Here is a 16,730-nt window from a genome sequence, read left to right as displayed (position 1 = left end):
TGCCGCACGCATGTTCGACGGCGAACGACTGACGCTTGCTCGCCACCTCGCGGGCCTGCGCAAGAATGCGTTGGCTGAGGCCATCGGCAAGACGCCAACCGCCATCGCTTCCTACGAGAATGGGACGAAGAGGCCGTCGGGTGGGACTGTCGCACAGCTGTGCCTTGCTTTGGGAGTCGAGCCAGAATTCTTCATGGCCGGCTTGCCTCGTTTCGCGTCATCGCATGGCAGTCCACATTTCCGGTCCCTTCGGTCGACTACTCAGGTCGCTCGCGACCAGGCGTACGCCCTTGGACAGTTGGCGGTCAGCGTCGCCGCAACACTTGAGCGGCACGTCGAGCTGCCTGCCGTGGACGTACCTCGACTGAACGTGAGCCTGGACAGCTCACTTGACGATGCTCAACATGCAGCGCGTGAACTCCGCGAGCTGTGGGGCATTACCTCGGGCCCTCTCTCTCATACGATTCGACTGATGGAGCATCACGGGATCCTTGTACTGTTCTCGGCTGCACAGACCTCCTCGGTTGATGCCTACTCTTTCGACAATTCTCACCGGCCCGTGGTACTGCTCAATCCGGTAAAGGACGACTATTACCGACAGCGGTTCGATGTTGCTCACGAGCTCGGACATCTAGTGATGCACGCCGATTCCGAGCCGGGCGGAAGAGTTATCGAGGAGCAAGCTCACCGTTTCGCAGCTGAACTGTTGATGCCAGCCGAGCAGATCGTGGATCTACTACCGACGAGGGCGGACTGGAGACTGCTAGGTCGATTGAAGGAGACTTGGGGGGTCAGTCTTCAAGCGCTGCTCTTCCGGGCGCGGCAGCTTAACGTCATGAGCGATGTGACTTATCGGAACGCCATGGCGACTGTGTCAGCTCGCGGCTGGCGGCGGCGTGAGCCGGGCGCCAGCATGACCGTGGAGCAACCCTCGCTGCTCTCTCGTGCTGTCGAGCTTTTGGAGTCGGAGGGTGTCGCTGGGCTACGTATCGCAGGAGAGGCTCGGGTACCACTTGAGCTTTTCTGGCTGGTGACATCGCGAACGCCTCTCATGTCCGCAGTGGACCAAGACGGCGACGCCCCCTCGACCGCCACCGGAACGGTCTCGCTGCTCACCGCCCCTCATCCTTGATAGGCAAAGTGTGTCTAGCAGTCTCTAGTCTTGTGAGGTTTTGAGGCCTGGCCGGCCGTCAGCCCCGGTCGCTCGAGCGCTCGAGCGCCGACAGCTGGTGCTGCAGGTCGGCCGTGGCCTCGTGCAGCCGGCGGTACGCCGGGTACAGGCTCGCGTAGACCCCGGCGTCGGGGCCGGGTTCCGTGACGACCTCGACGGAGTTCCAGGTCGCGTCCACCGCGACGGCGCCGAGCGCGACGGCCGCGAACTTCGCGTCGCCCAGGGAGGCGCCGATGCGCTCGGCGGGCAGCTCCTGCGGGCGGCCCGTCACGTCGGTGACGATCTGCGGCCACAACCGCGACCCCGTGCCGCCCCCGACGCCGACGACCCGGCGCACCTCGACGCCCGCGTCCTCCAGGGCGTCGACGTTGTGCCGCACGCCGAACGCGGTCGCCTCGAGCAGCGCGCGCTGGACGTCGCCGCGCGTGGTGCGCAGCGTGAGCCCCAGCACGGCGCCGCGCGCGTCGGCGTCGGCGAAGGGCGTCCGCTCCCCCGCGAAGTAGGGGAGCGCGAGCAGGCCGTGCGCGCCCGCGGGCGCCGCGGCGGCCTCGGCGACGAGGTCGGCGACGGGCGGTGAGCCGACGGTCTCGCGCCACCACTCGGTCGCGCTGCCCGAGCTGGCCATGCCCGCCGCGAGGGTGCTCTGCCCCGGCCGCGCACCGGCCGTCCCCCACAGGGCCGGGCTGGTGCGCGGGCCGTCGGTGACGGCGACGAGGAACATCGTCGAGCCGTACATGACCATGAGGTCGCCGGGGCGCCCGACGTCGACGCTCTCCGCCTCCGCCCACGCGTCGATCGTCCCCGCGGCGACCGGGATCCCGGGCGGCAGGCCCGTCGCCTCCGCGGCCGCGGCGCTGACGCGACCCACCTCGTCGGAGGGCCACACGAGCCGCGGCATGGGGATCCCCGCGGCGATCTCCTCGCAGCGCTCGGGGATCCACTCCGCGGCGTGCCGGTCGTACAGCGGGGTCGCCTGGCTCGCGGAGTGGTGGTCCAGCACGTACTCCCCCGTGAGGCGGAACACGAGGTAGGAGTTGCACATGAAGAGGTAGCGGGCGCGGGAGAACTCCTCGGGCCGGTGGCGGCGCAGCCACTCGACCTTCGCGCCGGCGGCCTGCGAGGACATCTGCGACCCGCAGCGGCGCAGCAGGTCCTCGGCGCCGTAGCGCTCCTGCAGCTCCGCGGCCTCGGCGAGGGCGCGGGTGTCGACGCCGTAGAGGATGGCCGGGTGCAGCGGCCGGCCGGCGTCGTCGGCCAGCAGGACGGTCGGGCCGACGCCGCTCGTGCACACGGCGACGACGTCGTCGCCGTCCTCGCGGGCGCGGTCGGTCAGCACCCGCGCGATCGCGGCGAAGTCCGCCCACCAGATCGCGTCGGCGTCGTGCTCGACGTGCCCCGGCCGGGGGTTGTCGGTGCGGTGCGGGCGCGACTCGCGCGCGACCACCCGCCCGTCCAGCGTCGCGAGCACGCCCTTGCTGCTGCCGGTGCCGATGTCCACGCCCAGGACCAGGTCCACCACGCCTCCTCGCGCTCCGCCTCGCCGCGCATCCTGCCACCCGCGGCGGCGGGGTCCGGGCGGGGGCGCTCACCCCCTCCCGTGGACGGGCACCTCCGCGACCGCCGGGCCGCGGGCACCCCGGGCGCGGGCCGCGTCGAGGACCGCGACGGTCTGGACGTGCGGGAACGTCAGCGCGAGCAGGACGGCGATCTCGGTCGCGAGCAGGGACGACTCGCGGGTGGCGGCGATGGCGAGCAGCGCCGCGAGGGCGACCGCGGTGGGCGCGGCCGCGTGCAGGGCGTAGCGCAGCAGCGCGCGCCCCGGCCCCCTCACCGGTCCGGTCCCCGACGGGCCCGGGGCGGCGGCGAGCTCGACCATGCGCCACGTGTGGCGCATGGCGTGCCAGAGGCCGAAGTAGACGCCGAAGGCCGCCGCCGGCGGCACCACGGCGAAGCACGCGACGAGGACGGCGAGCTCGGTCAGCTCCCGCCACCGGCCGCGCCGCGCGAGGTCCGCGGCGGCCAGCAGCACGAGCACGCCCGTCGCGGCCACGACACCGAGGCGCAGCGCGGGCGACGGGTCCGCCACGGCCGGGGCGAGCTGGCGCAGGACGGCGGCGGCCTCCCGGCTGCCCAGCGCGAAGAGCAGGCCGACCACCGTCGCGCCGTGGGCCAGCGCGAGGGGGAGGTCCTCCAGCAGCCGCGGGGCGGGGCGTCCCGCGCGGGCCGCCGCGACGACGACCTCGCCCCGCCCGAAGTGCAGGGCGGAGACGACGAGGAACACGACGAAGGCCGGGCCGGGGGCGAGCAGGAGGGCCGCGGCGGCGAGCCCGGCGACCGCGAGGTAGGAGGTCAGGACCCCCACGAGGCGGCGCAGGGTGACGGGTTCGCCCGTGCTCCAGAACGGCACGAGGTGGTCGACCGCCCCGTGCGGCAGCCCCAGCAGGAGACCGGCGACGGCCAGCGCGGGCGCGGCGGCGGCGAGCGAGGCCGGGGACGCCAGGTGCCAGAGCAGCAGGACGGCGAGCGCACCCGTCGACGCGGTCGAGACGAGGGCGGCCCCCCGCCCCGGCCGGGCGCCGTGAGGGCGCCCGACCGGGGTGGGCCGCAGCAGGAGCGCCACGGCGGGCGACGTCAGTCCGCGACCACGACGGGCCGGGGGCCGTCGGCCGCCGGCCGGCCGTTCCGGTTCCCGCGGTGCTCGTCCCCGGGTTCCGTGCCGTGGTCGTCGGCGTACACCGCGTCCTCCAGCCCGCTCTTGACCCGGGCGATCTTGAAGATGATCAACCCGTAGGCGGCCTTGGCGAGGATGTCGGCCACGGAGTAGCCCACCTGCTTGGACACGAAGGCGTCGGAACCCACGAGGCCGAGGATCGGGAACAGGTAGGCGATCGGGTAGATGCCCCAGAGGCCCACCAGCATGATGCGCAGCATCTTGATGGTGTGCTGCACCTCGACGGGCTGGCGCACGATCGAGCGGGACAGCTCCACGAACAGCACGTACAGCAGGTAGACGAACGGCACCGTCGAGGCCGCACCCCACAGGGCGCGCGGCACGACCTCCACGGTGATCTCCCCGGGGTAGCCGAGGATGATCATCAGCGCGGACGCGGGCACCAGCTTGTAGAGCAGCCGGCTCTGCTCGACCTTCGCCAGCGCCATCACGGCGACCGTCTCCACCAGCAGCAGCGGGACGGTGAGCAGCCAGTCGACGTAGCGGTAGCCCTCGTTGAACTCGATGTTCCCGAGAGCGTGCGCAGCGGTCGCCGTCGCGCCGGGCGGGAAGCTGTCGCGGAAGTTCTCGAAGATCCGGAAGTAGTGGTACGCCGCGATGCTGCAGACGATCGCCGAGACGACGACCGCGTTGCGGTAGCGGGGGGCGACGCGGCTGCGGGAGAACAGCAGGTAGATCGCGGTGAACAGCAGGCTCGCCAGAGCGAGGGACAGGACGTTGTAGACCGTGGCGTACTGCGAGGCGGTGAGCGATGCGGGGACAGCCTGGGCCGGGAGCATGGATCGTCCTCCGTGCGGGAGTGACCGGGACGTGACGGGGCACCGCGGCGGCGGTGCCGCGACGGTGGTGCCGCCGGGACGGGCCCGGCAGCGGGACGAGCGGGCGTGCGGCACCGCCGGAGGTGCGGGGGTGCCGCTGGACGGGCGTGACGTGGTGCGGGACAGGCGCTTCTCGACGACGAGGGGCCGTGCGCGACGGCCGTGTGCGCTCGCGGGGGCTGCGACGGTGCAGCGCGGCGCGGGACGCGATCGGATGAGCGGGGGAACTCTCAGGACGTCCTGAGTGCTCACATCATGCGCTCAGGTCGTGACCCTGTGATCGCTGTCCGGGGGTGACCTGCATCACGCCGGCTGAGGTGCGCCCGGCCGCTCGCGGAACTCCCCCCGGCGGTCGCCGCCGGGGAACCCTCAGGCCCGCTCGCGCCCCGTCGCGCAGGCGCGGGCCAGGCGGGGCAGCACCTCGCCCAGGGGCGCGTCCAGGCGCAGGTCCGCCTTCTCGTCGCCGCGGGTCGGGCCCGCGTTGACGATGGCCACGGGCAGGCCGAGCTTCGCCGCGTGCAGCACGAACCGGTAGCCCGACATGACCTTCAGGGAGGACCCGAGGACGAGCAGCGAACGGGCGCCGTCGACGATCGCGAACGAGCTCTCGACGCGGTCCTTCGGCACGGTCTCGCCGAAGAACACCACGTCGGCCTTCAGCGCGTCCTCGCCGCAGCGGCGGCAGACCACGGTGCGGAAACCCTCGAGCTGCGCGTCGCTGAGGTCCGCGTCGCCGTCGGGGTTCACGGCCGTGAACTCCCGGCGCCGCGCGTCGAACTCCGGGTTCGCCGCGGCGAGGCGGAGGGCGAGCTCGGCCCGCGCGGTGACCTCGGCGCAGTGCAGGCAGACGACCCGGTCGAGGTTGCCGTGCAGCTCCACGACCGAGCGGGTCCCCGCCGCGACGTCGAGGCCGTCGACGTTCTGGGTGATGGTGCCGCGCAGCAGGCCCGCCGCGTCCAGGGCCGCGACGGCGCGGTGGCCGGAGTTCGGCTGCGCCCGGCGGAAGTGCTCCCAGCCGACGTGGCTGCGGCCCCAGTAGCGGCGCCGGGCCTCCGCGGAGCCCGTGAACTCCTGGTAGGTCATCGGGGTGTGGCGGGACAGGGACCCGCCGGGACCCCGGTAGTCGGGGATGCCCGAGTCGGTGGACAGGCCGGCCCCGACGAGCACGGCGACCGCTCCGTCGCCGACGAGGTCGGCGAGCCTCTCGTCGTCGCTCACGCGGCCATGCTGCCCGCCGGGCGCGCGCGCCGCAGCACCAGCCCCGCCAGCAGCACCGCGACCGCCGCGAGCGCCGTGACGAAGGCGACGACCGCCCCCCACCCCGCGGCCCCGTAGAAGGCGCCGCCCAGCCACCCGAGCACGCTGGAACCCAGGTAGTAGCCGAACGTGTAGAGCGCCGACGCCTGCGCCCGCACCTCGGGGCGGGCCCGCGCACCCGTCCAGCCGCTCGCGGTGGCGTGGGCGGCGAAGAACCCCGCCGTGAGCAGGACCAGCCCGGCGACCACGACGGGCAGCGACGCGGCCAGCGTGAGCAGGCAGCCGACGGCGAAGACGGCGCCCGAGCCGACGAGCACCCGCAGGCGGGAGGACCGCCCGGCCAGCCGCCCCGCCAGCGTCGAGCTGGCCGTGCCCGCGAGGTAGGTGACGAACAGCAGGCCCACGACGGTCTGCGACAGGGAGAAGGGCGCGGCCAGCAGCCGGAACCCGAGGTAGTTGTAGACGGTCACGAAGGCGCCCATGAGCAGCAGCCCCTGCGCGTAGAGCACGAGCAGGCCGGGGTCGGCGAGGGCGGCGGACAGGCGCCGCACCAGGTTCGCCTCCCCGGGGGCGCGGCGGCGGCCCGCGAACCCCCGCGCGCGCGGCACGAGGACGCAGAACACGACGGTGGCGGCGACGCCGAGCGCGGCCACGGCCCCCACGCCCCAGCGCCACGACGTGAGGTCGGCGACGGCGCTGGACACGACCCGCCCGGACAGCCCCCCGATGGTGGTGCCCGCGACGTAGGCGGCGGCCGCCTGCGCCACCTGCGACGAGCGGACCTCCTCGGCCAGGTAGGCCATCGCGACGGCGGGCAGCCCGCCGAGGGCCGCGCCCTGCAGCGCGCGCAGCAGGAGCAGGCCGCCGAGGCCCGGCGCGAGGGGCACGGCGAGCCCGAGGACGCTGGCCGCGACGACGGAGGCGACCATCGCGGGCACCCGCCCGACGCGGTCGGCCAGCGCGCTCCAGCCCACGACGCCGACGGCCAGCGCGCCCGTCGCGACCGAGACGCCGAGCGCGGCGCGGGAGGGGTCGACCGCCAGGTCGCCGGCCAGCGCCGGCAGCACGGCCTGCACCGAGTACAGCTGCGCGAACGTCGCGACCCCGGCCGCGAACAGCGCGACGACGACGCGGCGGTAGCCGGAGCTGCCCAGCGGGTGCCCCGTCCAGGGCGTCGTGCGCAGCTCGGTCACCCGCTCGACGCTAGGCACCCGCCACCGATGCGTCCAATGCATCGGAGGGCCCGGACTGATGCAGGATGGCGGGGTGGAGGAGGACCTGGACGCCGTGCTGCGCGAGCTCGCCGGCCCCCTGCGGGTGTTCGCGGCGGTCGCCGAGCACGGGCACGTGACCCGGGCCGCGCAGGCGCTGGGCCTGGGCCAGCCCACGGTGAGCCGGGCGCTGGGCCGGGTGGGTGAGGCGGTCGGCGTCCCGCTCGTCGTCCCCGCCGGGCGCGGGGTGCGGCTGACCGCGGCCGGGGAGGTGCTCGCCGCCGCCGCGGTCCGGGCGCTCGCCGAGGTCGAGCGCGGGGTGCGGCGCGTGCGGGAGGACGACGACCCCCGCACCGGGCGCGTCGCCCTCGGGTTCCTGCACACCCTGGGCGCGAGCGCCGTGCCCGCCCTGGTGCGGGCGTTCCGCGAGCAGAGCCCGGGGGCCCGGTTCTCGCTGCGCCAGGGGGCCGCGGGCGCGCTGCTCGCCGAGCTGGAGACGGGGGCCGTGGACCTGGTGCTGACCTCCCCGCTGCCGCAGCGCCCCGGCCTGGCGGTGCGGGCCCTGCTGGAGCAGCCGCTCGTCCTGGCCCTGCCGACGGGGCACCGGCTCGCCGGCCGCCCCCGGCTGCGGCTGGCCGACGTCGCGGCGGAGGAGTTCGTCGTCTTCGAGCCGGGCTACGGCCTGCGCAGCACCGTGGACCGCATGTTCGCCGAGGCGGGGATCGTGCCGCGCATCGCCTTCGAGGGGCAGGACGCCGACACCGTGCGCGGCCTCGTCGCCGCGGGGCTGGGCGTGGCGGTGCTGCCCGCCGCCGAGGGGGCGCGGGGCGTCGTGGACCGCCCGATCGACGGGCCGACGACGTCGCGCACGCTGGGCCTGGTCTGGCGCGAGGGGGACCTGCCCCGCGCCGCGGTCGCCTTCCGCGACAGCGTGCTGCGCCACCCGGACCCGCTCGGTGGCGGGGCTCCCGGCGCCACCTGACCGGTCGCTGGGAACGCCCCGCCGTGCCATGGTCACCGGTGGGGGACGCGGACGTCCCCCACCACCGACGAGGAGGACGACATGGGTCTCGACGACAAGATCAAGAACGCGGCCGAGAAGGTCACCGGCCAGGGCAAGGAGAAGGTCGGCGACGCCACGGGCGACGAGCAGCTGAAGGCCGAGGGCCAGGGCGACCAGGCCAAGGGCTCGCTCAAGCAGGCCGGCGAGAACGTCAAGGACGCGCTGCGCTGACGTCCCGTCCTCCGGTGCCCCCGCGCGGGGCGCCGGGGGTCAGCGTCCGCCGCTGACGTCGAGCGTCGCCCCCGTGACGTAGGACGCGGCGTCGGACATGAGCCAGACCACGGCCTCGGCGACCTCCGCCGCCTCGCCCCCGCGGCCCATCGGCACGGTGCGCTGCAGGCGCTCCACACGGCCGGGTTCGCCGGCGCTGGCGTGGATGTCGGTGCGGATGAGCCCCGGGCGCACGCCCGCGACGCGGATCCCGTCGGCCGCGACCTCCTTGGCCAGGCCCACGGTGAGGACGTCGACGGCCGCCTTCGATGCCGCGTAGTCCACGTACTCCCCGGGGCTGCCGAGCACCGCCGCGCGCGAGGAGACGTTGACGATCGTCCCGCCGCCCCGCGTCGTCATCCGGCGCACCGCCTCCGCCGCGCAGAGGAACGCCCCCACCACGTTGACGTCGAGGATGCGCCGGATCCGGTCGGCGTCCAGGTCGACGACGGAGGACTGCGGGGCGTTGATGCCCGCGTTGTTCACCAGCCCGCCCAGCGGGCCCATCTCGTCGGCCTCGGCGAACAGGCGGCGCACGTCGGCCTCGACGGAGACGTCGGCCTGCACGGCCTTGACCCGGGTCCCGAGGTCCTCGGCCGAGGCCGCGACCACGTCGGCGGCCTCGCGGCGCGAGGCGTAGCTGAAGCACACGGGGATCCCCCGGGCCGCGAGCGCCTGCACCACGGCCGCGCCGATGCCCCGGCTGCCACCCGTCACCACCACGGTTCCGTCCACGCACGCACGGTAGCGCTCAGGCGAAGACCGCGTCCGTCCACAGGTGCAGCAGCGCGTACCCCCGCCACGGCCGCCACGGCTCGGCGGACGCGGTCGCCTCGCGCGCCGCGATCCCGCCCAGCGCGCGCCGCAGGACCAGGTCGGAGCCGAGGAAGGCGTCGGAGTCCCCGAGCACCCGCAGGGCGACGTAGTCGGCGGTCCACGGGCCGATCCCCCGCAGCGCGAGCAAGTCCCGGTGGGCGCGCCGCGCGGCGTCCGGGTCCCCCGCGGCCGCGGCGAGCGCGGCCGCGTCCAGGTCCAGGCCGTCCGCGAGCGCGGCGGCCAGGGTGTGCAGCGCGAGGGCGCGCGCCCCCGTCACGCCCGTGGTGGCGCGCAGGGCGTCCGGCCCCGCGGCGGCCAGGACGGCGGGCCGCGGGAAGGCGGTCAGGCCGTCCGCGACGGGCCGGCCGAACGCGGCGACGAGCCGGCCGCCGAAGGTGCGGGCCGCCGCGAGCGACACCTGCTGCCCGAGGACGGTGAGCAGCGCGGTCTCCGCGCCGTCGACCGTGCGCGGCACCCGCAGCCCCGGCCGGGCCGCGACCAGCGGCGCGAGCCGCGGCGACGCCGCCAGGGCGTCCTCCACCGCGTCGGTGTCCGCGTCGAGGTCGAGCCAGCGCCCCACGGTGGCCAGCACGGCCGCGGAGGGGTCCCCTCCCCCGCTCGCGCCGGCCGTCAGCACGCGCACGGTCCGCGCCCGCGCGTCCGGGCCCAGGTCGACGCTCACGACGACGGGACCGTCGGGTGCGGGGACGACGCGCGTGTGCACGCCCGTGGCCGGGTCGTACCGCTCGGCGCCGGGCAGGGCGTGGGCGGCCAGCCAGCGGCGCAGCGGCTCCGCGTTCACGGGCGTGCGGGCGGCGAGGTCGGTCACTCGGCGGCCTCCTGGACGGCGTGGGTGGGGACCTCGAGTTGGGAGGCCGTGGGCGCGGGCTGGAACACCGGCGGCGGGCCGGGCTCGAGGTCGGGGTCGTCGTCGGCGAAGGTCCGGATCCGGCCCACCGGGGTGTGCGGGCCCTCGAAGCGCACGGTGACGCGCCCGACGCCGGACCCCTGCACCCAGCCGGGCCCGTGCTCGGCGTGCACGACGTCCTGCCCGGGGCGCCAGCCCGCCGCCGCGGCCGGCGGGCCGTAGGGCTGCTCGCTCGCGACGGGGGTCTCCTCCGTGGCGGCCTCGTCGGCGTCGCCCGCGGCGGTCTGCTCCTCGGCGGCGGCCTCGTCGGCGAGGAGGTCGGCGAGCAGGTCGGTCTGGGAGAACTCCGTCAGCCCGGACACCCCGACGCCGAGCAGCCGCACGCCGTCGGCGACGTCGATGCCCGCGAGGAGCTCCGCGGCCCGGGCCGTGATCTCGGCGGCCGAGGACGTCGCCCGCGTCAGGGTGCGGGAGCGGTTCAGGGTCGTGAAGTCGTAGCGCCGCACCTTGATCGTCACGGTGCGCCCGGAGACGCCGGACGCCGCGAGGCGCGCCGCGACCCGGTCGGCCATCCGGCGCGCGCGCTCGGCGAGGTCGCGGGGGTCGGTGAGGTCGGTCGCGAACGTCTCCTCCGCCGAGACCGACTTCGCCTCCCGCTCCGAGACCACCGGGCGCGGGTCGATGCCGCGCGCGAAGGCCAGCAGGCCGCTGCCGTGCGCCTTGCCGAAGGTGCGGACGAGTTCCGCCTCGTCGGCCACCGCGAGGTCGCCGATCGTGCGGATCCCGCTGCGGGTGAGGCGGTCCGCCGTCACGGCCCCCACCCCCGGCAGCGTCCGGATCGCCAGCGGTCCCAGCACCTCCGCCTGCTCGCCCGGCGGCACGACGACCAGGGCGTCGGGCTTGCGCAGGTCGGAGGCGATCTTCGCGACGAGCTTGCTGGCCCCGACGCCCACCGAGATCGTCAGGCCCGTCGCGGCGAGGACCCGCTCCCGGAACCCCTCGGCGATCGCGGTGACCTCGGCGACGTCGATCGCCGGGTGCTCGACCGAGAGGTCCACGTACGCCTCGTCCAGCGACATCGGCTCCACCAGCGGCGAGAGCTCCCGGGCCAGTTCCATCACCCGCTCCGACACCACGCGGTAGGCGTCGAAGCGGCCCGCGAGGTAGGCGGCGTTCGGGCACAGCCGCCGCGCCTGCTGGGTGGGCATCGCGGAACCGATCCCGAACACCCGCGCCTCGTAGGAGGCCGTCGCGACCACGCCCCGCCAGCCCGTGCCCCCGACCACGACGGGCCGGCCCCGCAGCGACGGCTTGTCCCGCTGCTCGACCGCGGCGAAGAACGCGTCGAGGTCCAGGTGCAGCACGCCGGGGCGCGTCGGGTCGGGGTGGTGCACCCCACGATTCTGCGCGCCCTACCGTTGCGCGAGTGCTACCGCCCCGACCCCGCCCCACCACCGCCCCGTCCGGAGGTCCCTCGTGGACGTGAGCACGGGGGGTTTCATCGCCCTCGCGATCGCCGCCCTCGTCGTCGGGTTCTCCAAGACCGCGATCGGCGGGGCCGGGCTCATCGCCGTCGCCGTCTTCGCCGCGGTGCTGCCGGCCCGCGAGTCGACCGGCGTCATCCTGCCGCTGCTGCTCGTCGGTGACGTCTTCGCGATCGCGGCCTACCGCCGCCACGCCGACTGGGGTCTGCTCGTGCGGCTGTTCCCGTCGGTGGCCGTCGGCGTGCTCGTCGGCGCCGGGTTCGTCTCGGTCGTCGACGACACCGTCATGCGGCGCTCCATCGGCATCGTCCTGCTGGCGCTCGTGGTGATCCACGTGCTGCGCCAGCGGCGGCTGCGGCGCAGCGGGGAGGCGCTGCCCGCCTCGCGCACCCGCCGCCTGCTGCTGGCCGGGGGGTTCGGGTTCCTCGCCGGGTTCACCACGATGGTCGCCAACGCGGGCGGGGCGCCGATGGCGATCTACCTGTTCACGATGGCCCTGCCCGTCATGGCCTTCCTCGGCACGGGCGCCTGGTTCTTCTTCATCGTCAACCTGTTCAAGCTCCCGTTCAGCATCGGGCTCGGGCTCGTCAGCGTGGACTCGCTGTGGCTGGACCTGCGGCTCCTGCCCGCGGTGGTCGTCGGCGCCCTGCTGGGGCGCTGGGTGATCGGGAAGCTCGACGCCAAGCGGTTCGAGAACCTCGTCCTGGGTGCGGTGACCGTCTCCAGCCTCAACCTCGTCCGCTGAGCGCGCGCCCTCCCCCCGTGTCGGCGGGCGGGGGCACCCTGGGGGCGTGACCGCAGCGAGCGCCACCGCGACCCGCCTCCCGCGCAGCGAGGTCGGCCTCGTGCGCCTCGCCGCCCAGCGCGTGCACGCCCCGCCGGGAGGCGCCGCGGACGTCGTGCGCCACCTCGGCGCGGTGCAGGCCCAGGACCTCCGCGCCGGCGCGACCGCCGTCGCCCTGCGCTGCGGCGCGGCGGACGTCTCCGGGGTCGCCGCGGCGCTCGCGGCGGGGACGGTGGTGCGGACGTGGCCGATGCGCGGCACCCTGCACCTGCTCGCCGCCGAGGACGTCGGCTGGGTGCTGGGGCTGACCGCCGGGCGCACGGTGACGGCCACCGCGACGCGGCGGCGCCAGCTCGGCCTGGACGAGGCGTTCGTCGAGCGCGCCCGCGAGGTCGCCGTGGGCCTGCTGACCGGCGGCCGCGCCGCGCGCCGCGCCGACCTGCACGCGGCGTGGACGGCGGCGGGCCTCGACGTGACGGGCCAGCGGGCGCCGAACCTCCTGCAGCACCTCGCCCTGACCGGGACGCTCGTCCTCGGCCCGCCCCGCGGCCGCGAGCAGCTCGTCGTCCTGCTCCAGGAGTGGGTGCCCACCGGGCGCCGGCTGACGGGCGAGGAGGCGCTGACGGAGTGGGCGCGGCGCTACGTCGCGGGCCACGGCCCCGCGACGGCCGCCGACTTCGCGACCTGGACGAAGCTGCCGCTGACCGCGGCCCGCCGCGCCTTCGCCGCGCTGCGCCCCGAGGTCGAGGCGGTCGACGTCGACGGGGTCGAGCACCTCGTGCACCCCTCGGCCACCGCGGCGCTCGCCGCGTCCCGCCGTGCGCTGCGCGCCGTGCACCTGCTGCCCGGCTTCGACGAGTTCCTCCTGGGCTACGGCGACCGCTCGCACGTCCTCGCCCCGGAGCACGTCGACGCGGTCTGCCCGGGCGGCAACGGCATCTTCCGCGGCACCGTGGTCACGGCGGGTCAGGTGGTCGGCACCTGGGTGCGCGAACGGGGGACGGTCGCCGCCACCCCCTTCACCGCGTTCGGCGCGGCGGTCACCGCGGGTGTCCGGCGGCGGGCGCAGACGCTGCCGGACGGGTTCCTCGACGAGGGCCCCGCCCCCGCAGCGGCCGCCCCGCGGGCCCCCCGATCGGCCCAGGCCCCGGCTCCTCCGACCGGGGGATCTCAAGCCGCGCCGCTCTAGCCGGCCGCCGCGGGACCGATCCCTCATGTCGCGGGACGAGCCCGCTCCGTCGAGAGGACGACTCCCATGGCCGGCTTCGGCAGCTCCACCCTCAGCATCGCGTCCGTGATGGCCGCGCAGGCGTACGTCGCCACGCGCCCCGCCACGCCCAAGGTCGAGGAGCCGGCCGCCGCCGCGCTCACCGCGCCGGAGCCCGCGCCCGCCGACGGCACCGTGGCGCCCGTCGGCGACGCCCGCCGCTTCCGCCACTGGTCGGCCCTGGGCGCCGCCCGCCGCGCCGTCCTCTGACGACCGCCCCGGCCGCCGCACGGTGGCCGACGCGGGGCGCCTCCGTCAGGTGGTGCTCGTCAGGTGGCCATGTCCACGAAGCGCGAGTAGTGCCCCTGGAACGCGACGGTGATGGTGTCCGTCGGGCCGTTGCGGTGCTTGGCGACGATGAAGTCCGCCTCCCCCGCGCGGGGAGACTCCTTCTCGTACATGTCTTCCCGGTGCAGCAGGATGACCATGTCCGCGTCCTGCTCGATAGATCCACTTTCGCGCAGGTCGCTGATCATCGGCTTCTTGTCGGTGCGCTGCTCCGGCCCGCGGTTCAGCTGCGAGAGCGCGATGACGGGGACCTCGAGCTCCTTGGCGAGCAGCTTCAGGGCCCGGGAGAACTCGGCGACCTCCTGCTGGCGGCTCTCGACCTTCTTCCCGGAGGACATGAGCTGCAGGTAGTCGACGATGACGAGCTTGAGGTCGGCCTTCTGCTTCAGGCGCCGGCACTTCGACCGGATCTCCATGAGCGACATGTTGGGCGAGTCGTCGATGTACAGCGGCGCGTCGGCCAGCGCGCCCATGGTGCGGGCGAGCTTGGTCCAGTCGTCCTCGCGCATCGTGCCCTTGCGCATGTTCTGCAGCGGGATGCGCGCCTCGGCGGACAGCAGGCGCATCGAGATCTCGTTGCGGCCCATCTCCAGCGAGAAGATGACCGACGCCAGACCGTGTTTGATCGAGCAGGCCCGGGCGATGTCGAGCCCGAGGGTCGAGTTGTGCGTCGGGACCATGGACGGCCCTGCGAGGTAGAGGTGCTCCGCGTTGTCGACCTCCACGCACCGCACCGGCACGGGCTCGACCCGCCGCACCTCGGTGATGAACCGCGAGTCCCGGCGCTGGAACGTGCGCTGGCGCCGGTCCTTGTGGACGAGGCGCTTGCGCTCCAGCCGGAAGACGTCGTCGTCCGTGCTGAACGTGATCGTGAACGCCGTGCTGGACTCCGGCGACCGGCCCCGCACGGCCTTCTCGCTCCAGCCCGTGCGGTAGCCGAGGCTGTGCAGGAGCTCGCGGACGTCGTCGGCCAGCCGCCGCGACGTCACCGCGAACTGCACGGTGCCGCTCGGGGCGACCGTCCCGTCGGTGTCGAGCAGGCCGGCGAGCAGCTGACGACGCTGGTCGACGGAGGCCCGCAGGTACGTCGTGGGGATGTGCTTGTCGCCGAGGACGCCGAGGGTCCGCAGCCGGGCCTGCACGGTCCCGTGGTGGTCGCGGCACGCCTGGCAGAGCACGAACCCCGAGGAGGGGCGGTCGCAGTCGGGGCAGCGCGGCGGCACGCTCGGCCCGCCGATGCCCTTGGCGCGCCCGCCGCAGCTGCGCCCGCACGTCTTCACCTGGGAGGTGTGCGGGACGAACTCCTCGCCGCACACGACGCAGTCCTTGCGCGCGACCACGGGGACCGGCAGCTGCAGCGAGTAGGAGTACCCGCCCCGGGGCACCACGTGCAGCCCCTCCGCCTCGAGGTGGACCACGATCTCCGGGTCGGCCGTCGTGAACTGCGCGGACGCGCTGGTGCCGTCACCCAGCCAGGCACCGAGGACGTACGGCGGGACCAGCAGGTCGGCCACCTCCGGCAGCTCCAGCGGCGCCGTCAGGGCCACGGCGTGGTTGAGGCGCTGCTCGGCGGGGCCGCCGCAGCGGACCGTCGCGGCGATCTCCTCGGTGGTGCGCACCGCGGGGAACGTCCGCTGGGTCCGCGTGCCACCCGAACCCGTCGCGGCCGCGTTGGCCGACTTCCGCGACGCGCGGCTGCTCGTCAGCCACTGGTGCTGCGCGTCGGCCACGACGACGCTGCCGTCGGAGAAGTGCACCTCGTAGCAGGGCCGGTCGAGCATCACCTCGGTCGCCGCGACGACGCGGGTGGGTCGGCCGTCGGCCGCGATGAGCTCGTCGCCGACCTGGACGGCACCCATCGTCGTCCAGCCGGTGGGCGTCGGTAGCGGCGTGTCGAGGGCGAGCGCCTTCCCGACTGCCGGTCGAGCCGCGATCACGATCATCTGACCGGGGTGCAGGCCGTTGGTCAGGCCGTCGAGATCCGCGAAGCCCGTGGGGACGCCGACCATGCCCTCGCCGCGGTGCGCGGAGGCCTCGATCTCGTCGATCGCGCCCTCGATGATCTCGCCCAGCGGCGCGTAGTCCTCGCGGACCCGCTTCTCCGTCACGGCGTACACGGCGGCCTGGGCGGCGTTGACGATGGTCTCGACGTCGCCGCCGTCGGTGCCGTAGCCCATCTGCACGATCCGGGTGCCAGCCTCCACGAGGCGGCGCAGGACGGCGCGCTCGCGGACGATGACGGCGTAGTAGCCGGCGTTCGCGGCGGTGGGGACGGTGGAGATCAGGTCGTGCAGGTACGGGGTGCCGCCGACGCGGGACAGCTCACCGCGGTTGGTCAGCTCCGCCGACACCGTGACCGGGTCGGCCGGCTCGCCGCGGCCGTACAGGTCGAGGATCGCCTCGTAGATCAGCTCGTGGGCGGGGCGGTAGAAGTCCACGCCCTTCAGCGCCTCGACGACGTCGGCGATGGCGTCCTTGGAGAGCATCATCCCGCCGAGCACGCCCTGCTCCGCGGCGATGTCCTGCGGGGGCATCCGCTCGTACGGCTCGCTGCCGACGGAGGGGCCGCGGTCGCTGCCGCCCCGGCCGCCGCGACGGGGTTCGTCCTCGAATCCGTCCCACTGGGTGGGCAAGTCCTGGTCGGTCGTCACGCAGCGCCTCTCTCTCCTGCAGGTGTCCGCCGAACGTCTCGACGGGGCAGTCCTACAGGGCGCCGCCGACACTGGTGCACGGCCGCGCCAGGGTCAAACCGCCCTGTGCAC

15 protein-coding genes are annotated in these 16,730 nt (G+C 74.9%); 6 read left to right on the top strand and 9 right to left on the bottom strand.

What is annotated here, in order from left to right; genetic code table 11:
* The first annotated feature begins 10 nt into the window (after positions 1–10).
* On the top strand, positions 11–1,132 hold the full coding sequence (locus F1544_RS03790) for an XRE family transcriptional regulator (protein WP_167582241.1): 1,122 nt from the start codon (positions 11–13) through the stop codon (positions 1,130–1,132).
* A 58-nt stretch (positions 1,133–1,190) separates the two neighbouring features.
* Here the strand turns inward: F1544_RS03790 and F1544_RS03785 are convergent, their stop codons facing one another.
* The 5 genes from F1544_RS03785 to F1544_RS03765 form a co-directional block, all read right to left on the bottom strand.
* On the bottom strand, positions 1,191–2,687 hold the full coding sequence (locus F1544_RS03785; protein ID WP_167582238.1) for an FGGY-family carbohydrate kinase: 1,497 nt from the start codon (positions 2,685–2,687) through the stop codon (positions 1,191–1,193).
* A gap of 69 nt (positions 2,688–2,756) precedes the next feature.
* Positions 2,757–3,791 (bottom strand): Brp/Blh family beta-carotene 15,15'-dioxygenase, encoded by a 1,035-nt coding sequence (locus F1544_RS03780; protein ID WP_167582236.1) that lies wholly within the window; start codon positions 3,789–3,791, stop codon positions 2,757–2,759.
* 11 nt (positions 3,792–3,802) lie between these two features.
* Complete coding sequence (locus F1544_RS03775) at positions 3,803–4,681, bottom strand: bacteriorhodopsin-like (protein ID WP_167582234.1); 879 nt, start codon at positions 4,679–4,681, stop codon at positions 3,803–3,805.
* 408 nt (positions 4,682–5,089) lie between these two features.
* Positions 5,090–5,938, bottom strand: coding sequence for an NAD-dependent protein deacetylase (locus F1544_RS03770; protein ID WP_167582232.1), 849 nt, complete (start codon positions 5,936–5,938; stop codon positions 5,090–5,092).
* Complete coding sequence (locus F1544_RS03765; protein ID WP_208971237.1) at positions 5,935–7,170, bottom strand: MFS transporter; 1,236 nt, start codon at positions 7,168–7,170, stop codon at positions 5,935–5,937. The genes F1544_RS03770 and F1544_RS03765 overlap by 4 nt, the downstream gene beginning before the upstream one ends.
* Positions 7,171–7,243: 73 nt before the next feature.
* On the opposite strand from F1544_RS03765, the gene F1544_RS03760 reads away from it, so the two are divergent.
* Together F1544_RS03760 and F1544_RS03755 are read left to right on the top strand one after the other, a co-directional pair.
* On the top strand, positions 7,244–8,170 hold the full coding sequence (locus F1544_RS03760; RefSeq protein WP_208971236.1) for a LysR family transcriptional regulator: 927 nt from the start codon (positions 7,244–7,246) through the stop codon (positions 8,168–8,170).
* An 81-nt stretch (positions 8,171–8,251) separates the two neighbouring features.
* Complete coding sequence (locus tag F1544_RS03755) at positions 8,252–8,422, top strand: CsbD family protein (RefSeq protein ID WP_167582227.1); 171 nt, start codon at positions 8,252–8,254, stop codon at positions 8,420–8,422.
* Positions 8,423–8,461: 39 nt separating this feature from the next.
* On the opposite strand, the gene F1544_RS03750 is transcribed toward F1544_RS03755, so the two are convergent.
* Genes F1544_RS03750 through F1544_RS03740 form a run of 3 tightly spaced genes read right to left on the bottom strand, consistent with a single transcriptional unit; the run spans position 8,462 to position 11,539 of the window.
* Complete coding sequence (locus F1544_RS03750; protein ID WP_167582225.1) at positions 8,462–9,196, bottom strand: SDR family oxidoreductase; 735 nt, start codon at positions 9,194–9,196, stop codon at positions 8,462–8,464.
* A 16-nt stretch (positions 9,197–9,212) separates the two neighbouring features.
* Positions 9,213–10,106: a DNA-3-methyladenine glycosylase family protein gene (locus F1544_RS26095; protein ID WP_167582224.1), complete on the bottom strand. Its 894-nt coding sequence runs from the start codon at positions 10,104–10,106 to the stop codon at positions 9,213–9,215.
* Positions 10,103–11,539 carry a DNA polymerase IV gene (locus tag F1544_RS03740; protein WP_308469861.1) on the bottom strand — a complete coding sequence of 479 codons (1,437 nt, stop codon included), beginning with the start codon at positions 11,537–11,539 and terminating at the stop codon, positions 10,103–10,105. Before F1544_RS03740 ends, F1544_RS26095 begins: the two co-directional genes overlap by 4 nt.
* Positions 11,540–11,621: 82 nt before the next feature.
* On the opposite strand from F1544_RS03740, the gene F1544_RS03735 reads away from it, so the two are divergent.
* From F1544_RS03735 to F1544_RS03725, 3 genes are all read left to right on the top strand, one after another.
* The gene (locus F1544_RS03735; protein ID WP_167582223.1) at positions 11,622–12,374 is read left to right on the top strand and encodes a sulfite exporter TauE/SafE family protein; all 753 of its coding nucleotides are present in this window, start codon (positions 11,622–11,624) and stop codon (positions 12,372–12,374) included.
* Positions 12,375–12,420: 46 nt separating this feature from the next.
* A complete protein-coding gene (locus F1544_RS03730) occupies positions 12,421–13,602 on the top strand; it encodes a winged helix DNA-binding domain-containing protein (protein ID WP_167582222.1) in 1,182 nt (393 codons plus the stop codon).
* 66 nt (positions 13,603–13,668) lie between these two features.
* Positions 13,669–13,890, top strand: a complete 222-nt coding sequence (locus F1544_RS03725) for a hypothetical protein (protein ID WP_167582221.1) — start codon at positions 13,669–13,671, stop codon at positions 13,888–13,890.
* Between the two features lie 59 nt (positions 13,891–13,949).
* Here the strand turns inward: F1544_RS03725 and dnaB are convergent, their stop codons facing one another.
* On the bottom strand, positions 13,950–16,502 hold the full coding sequence (dnaB, locus tag F1544_RS03720) for a replicative DNA helicase (RefSeq protein ID WP_167582287.1): 2,553 nt from the start codon (positions 16,500–16,502) through the stop codon (positions 13,950–13,952).
* Positions 16,503–16,730 lie beyond the last annotated feature (228 nt).

The sequence above is a fragment of the Kineococcus rubinsiae genome (genome assembly GCF_011839805.1).
Taxonomy (GTDB): Bacteria; Actinomycetota; Actinomycetes; order Actinomycetales; family Kineococcaceae; genus Kineococcus; species Kineococcus rubinsiae.
The sequence above is the reverse complement of the archived record's forward strand: the minus strand, read 5'-3'. Positions and strand labels throughout refer to the sequence as shown.

What these genes read in the sequence shown, in the direction of transcription:
- dnaB (WP_167582287.1), bottom strand. Translation starts at nt 16,502, where the DNA reads ATGCCCCCGCAGGACATCGCCGCGGAGCAGGGCGTGCTCGGCGGGATG.
- F1544_RS03755 (WP_167582227.1), top strand. Translation starts at nt 8,252, where the DNA reads ATGGGTCTCGACGACAAGATCAAGAACGCGGCCGAGAAGGTCACCGGC.
- F1544_RS03775 (WP_167582234.1), bottom strand. Translation starts at nt 4,681, where the DNA reads ATGCTCCCGGCCCAGGCTGTCCCCGCATCGCTCACCGCCTCGCAGTAC.
- F1544_RS03725 (WP_167582221.1), top strand. Translation starts at nt 13,669, where the DNA reads ATGGCCGGCTTCGGCAGCTCCACCCTCAGCATCGCGTCCGTGATGGCC.
- F1544_RS03790 (WP_167582241.1), top strand. Translation starts at nt 11, where the DNA reads ATGTTCGACGGCGAACGACTGACGCTTGCTCGCCACCTCGCGGGCCTG.